Source organism: Rhodovulum viride (assembly GCF_003265965.1).
Taxonomy (GTDB): domain Bacteria; phylum Pseudomonadota; class Alphaproteobacteria; order Rhodobacterales; family Rhodobacteraceae; genus Rhodovulum; species Rhodovulum kholense.
In genome coordinates this window covers 1-2,809 of sequence record NZ_MUAV01000064.1, presented here as the reverse complement: position 1 = coordinate 2,809, position 2,809 = coordinate 1, and the positions used below count along the sequence as shown (strand labels likewise).

The window sequence follows — 2,809 nt, the reverse complement described above, 5'->3', positions numbered from 1 at the left end:
CGCCGTCCTCGTCGGACGCGGCCGGATCGCGGTCATTGCCGGTGGGGGCGCGGTAATAGATGCAGCCCGGCGCGTGGGAGCGCTGAAAGGCGTTGGTGCCCGGGATGGCCTTGAAGCAGGCCGGGGCCGAGGCGGGCGAGACGGCGGCCACCTGGTCTTCCGTGGTTTCGGTCGAGGCAAACAGCGGCGCGCCCAGCAGGGCCAGCGCGGCAGTCGTGGTCAGGATCAGTTTCATCGGTTTCCCCTTTCTGTTGTCGGTAAGGGGATGATGGTGGGAATTTATACCCACGTCAAGAAGAATGTGGGCATAAATTCCCACCTCACGCTAGCGCCGCCCCTCGGGCCGCGCTATCCTGCCCCCATCAGCGCCGGGCTGACGGCATGAAAAACCCCGCGCGAGGCGGGGTCAGGAGGCGAGCATGTATAATGGGTGTTCCGGCAAGAATGGCCTGCCGTCTCAGGGGGGTGATGAGGCGCAGTTACTTCTTGAGGCGCGAGATTCCCTGCGCGACTGTCTGGATGCCTGCAACCGCGCCTTCGACCTCCTGGATCAAGTCCTGGACGGATGCGCTTCTCTGGTCCCCGAAGCGGAAAGCACTCGGGTCCACGCTTATTCCATGGGCCGTGCCCACCTTATCGTCGATATACGCTTTGCACCTGAAGATCTCGACCTCGTTGTTTTCGTCTGGACGCTGCTGAGGCAGCGTTATCCGTACTTCGTAATCTGTCCTGACGACGATCTTGGAGATGCGAGGCACCAGTGGAAGGATTCTCCTGTGCTTGGCGTAGGCGGCCAGCCTGGATACAGCCCAGAGCCTGTACCCACGCCCGTCCTCATACGGTTCGAGAGATCGGCAAAAGTCCGTCAGGGCCGGGTGAGCCATTCGGCATTTTCGTTTGATTTCCGCATCGAGCCCTACGCGCGACTTGGCGGTCGGGAACTGAATTCCAGAGCCGGCTTTCCCACCGGTCATCATAACGGCATCGTAGAGGGCGTGGTCCAATGCGCTGCGCAGATCAGAGACCATCGAGGAGGCGGTCTTTCGGATGCTGGCATGAACTCCGTCACCATAGGCGACATACACGACGTTCTCTCCTGTCTCAGGATCTCGGCGCTGGATGAGGTGCTTGCCGTCTCTTTCACGAAACCACTTAAGGCTGGTTTCGAGCTTGTCGGCATCAGATTTGGCGGATTCGATGAGGATGGCGGCGCTGACGAATGGTAAAAGCCCGTCAAAGTGGTCTACTGCCGATGGCCACGCGTCTGGGGCGGCGCCTTTGCCGGGCTTGCCCTTGGCGTTCAAGCCTCCACCCTCCTCGCCAGTTCCGCAGGCCAGTGCAGCTTGATCGGCGCGGCCCACTTCAGCCGGACCCCGTACATCGGCGGGGTCTGGTCGTTGAAGCTGTGCAGGTCGAACAGTCCGGGCTCGCGCCCTTCGCGGATCAGCTTCACCCAGCCCAGGCCTTCCTCGCATTCGCAGACGCAGCGCTTTCCGACGGCATCGCTGGGCACGCTCTCGGCTGACCAGCGGGTGTAGAACAGCAGATCTCCGGCCGAGTAGACCGGTTCCATGCTGTCGCCCTCGATCTCCACAGCGACGATGTTGTGGGGCGACAGGCCAGACGGGCACTCGACCTGCGGGCCGTCGCCCTTCTCGTAAGCGTCAAAGACGGGAACGCGGGCGCCAGCGCCGACCTTGCCAGCGATTGATACGGTTCGGCTATCCGCTGCCTTGGTACCGTTGACGATTTCCTCAATGCTCATGCCGAGCGCATCGGCAATCTTCAGCGAGGTAGCCCTTCGCGGCGACTGGATCGCGCCTTCGAACATCCTGCGGATCGTAGACTTATCCAAGCCAGCCTTGGCGCTCACCGTCGCCGGGCGCAGCTCGGGATCGGCCTCAAAGACCGCTCGCAAGCCCGCAATGAATGGGTCCTCTGTCATGGGGATATATTCCCATGACCGCAAGGCGCGCGCGATGGGCAAAAATTCCCTTGCCATCGTGGGAATAAATGCCCATCATCCAGTGCTATGGAACAGTTCATCGCAGAAATCGAAGCTTACGCTGCGGCGTGCTCGAAAACCCCACAGAAGGTCCTGCGCGATGCGGTCGGGGCAAACTGGGGTCAATGGGACTCCTGGAAACGTGGCGCATCCAGCCCGACCATGAAGGTCGTGGATCGCCTGCGCGAGTTCATGACGGCCAACCCGCCGCCCGGACGCGAAGAGGACGCCGCGTGATGACCGCGACGTCCCCTCTGCCTTTCCCCACACCAACGTCTGAACCGCTTCCACACGGTAAGGTTAGGGGAAACGGTGTGGAAAAATCTTGTCGAAAATGCAGCCGCAGCGGCGGCGGTCAGATGGACCGGGAACGGGCGTGGTTCGCATCGCTGATGTGGCGGGCCTTTCCCGAGGCCACCAGCGAACACGAGCTGGCGACGCTGGTGGCAGAGGTGCTGACCACCGACCGGGTGCCGGTGCATCCGCGCACGGTGCGGAACTGGCTGCGCTGCGAAAACGCGCCCGGCTTCCATTACACGCTGCGCATTCTGGCGCTGGCCGGGGCCGAACGGGTCTTTGAAATCCTCGATCCGGAGGTGCGGGCATGAAGGTCCTGTGGCGGGTGACAGCGCGGTTTTACCAGATCCGGGCGGCGCGGGCGCGCGCCGCCGCCGGACGGTTCGAGGCGCAGGCTGAAAAATTTTTTGCCCGTATCAAGGGGTTGGGCGAATGATCCGCGCCGCCCTTTGCGCCATGGCGGTTGCCGCCCCGGCCAGCGCCGCGACGGTGCCGGTCTGGCATGCG

The 2,809-nt window shown here is 62.9% G+C and carries 5 protein-coding genes; 2 read left to right on the top strand and 3 right to left on the bottom strand.

Annotated features, from left to right (window positions below; translation table 11 throughout):
- The 3 genes from BYZ73_RS20755 to BYZ73_RS20745 form a co-directional block, all read right to left on the bottom strand.
- A partial coding sequence (locus BYZ73_RS20755; protein ID WP_146746379.1) for a hypothetical protein occupies positions 1 to 235 on the bottom strand: 235 nt, incomplete at its 3' end.
- Positions 236 to 479: 244 nt separating this feature from the next.
- Positions 480 to 1,304, bottom strand: a complete 825-nt coding sequence (locus BYZ73_RS20750) for a hypothetical protein (RefSeq protein ID WP_146746378.1) — start codon at positions 1,302 to 1,304, stop codon at positions 480 to 482.
- Entirely contained in the window at positions 1,301 to 1,945 is a 645-nt protein-coding gene (locus BYZ73_RS20745; RefSeq protein WP_181498142.1) for an XRE family transcriptional regulator, read from the bottom strand. Before BYZ73_RS20745 ends, BYZ73_RS20750 begins: the two co-directional genes overlap by 4 nt.
- Before the next feature lie 87 nt (positions 1,946 to 2,032).
- On the opposite strand from BYZ73_RS20745, the gene BYZ73_RS20740 reads away from it, so the two are divergent.
- Entirely contained in the window at positions 2,033 to 2,242 is a 210-nt protein-coding gene (locus BYZ73_RS20740) for a hypothetical protein (protein WP_112317515.1), read from the top strand.
- A 122-nt stretch (positions 2,243 to 2,364) separates the two neighbouring features.
- Positions 2,365 to 2,613 (top strand): hypothetical protein, encoded by a 249-nt coding sequence (locus BYZ73_RS20735; protein WP_245943258.1) that lies wholly within the window; start codon positions 2,365 to 2,367, stop codon positions 2,611 to 2,613.
- Positions 2,614 to 2,809: the final 196 nt, after the last annotated feature.